The 532-nt window shown below is 70.3% G+C and carries 1 protein-coding gene; it reads left to right on the top strand.

Going from position 1 to position 532, the window contains the following annotated elements:
• A partial coding sequence (locus IE255_RS38915; protein WP_268255772.1) for an alpha-amylase family protein occupies positions 1 to 532 on the top strand: 532 nt, incomplete at both ends.

Raw genomic sequence — 532 nt, 5'->3', positions numbered from 1 at the left:
GCCCCACGGCACCTTCCGCACCGCCGCGCGGCGGCTGCCGGCGATCGCCGCGATGGGCTTCGACGTGGTCTACCTGCCCCCGATCCACCCCATCGGCACCACCTTCCGCAAGGGCAAGAACAACACCCTCTCCCCCGGCCCCGACGACGTCGGCGTGCCCTGGGCGATCGGCTCGCCCGAGGGCGGCCACGACGCCGTCCACCCCGACCTGGGCACCCTGGAGGACTTCACCTGGTTCGTCGGCCAGGCCCGCGAGCTGGGGATGGAGATCGCCCTGGACTTCGCCCTGCAGTGCTCCCCCGACCACCCCTGGGTGCACAAACACCCCGAGTGGTTCCACCACCGGCCCGACGGCACCATCGCCTATGCGGAGAACCCGCCGAAGAAGTACCAGGACATCTACCCCATCGCCTTCGACGCCGACATGGACGGCCTGATCGCCGAGACCTGCCGGGTGCTGCGGCACTGGATGGACTGCGGGGTGCGGATCTTCCGGGTGGACAACCCGCACACCAAGCCGGTCGTCTTCTGG

Source organism: Streptomyces lomondensis (genome assembly GCF_014651035.1).
Lineage (GTDB): Bacteria > Actinomycetota > Actinomycetes > Streptomycetales > Streptomycetaceae > Streptomyces > Streptomyces lomondensis.
Note: the sequence above shows the minus strand (reverse complement) of the source record. Positions and strands in the feature narration are given on the sequence as shown.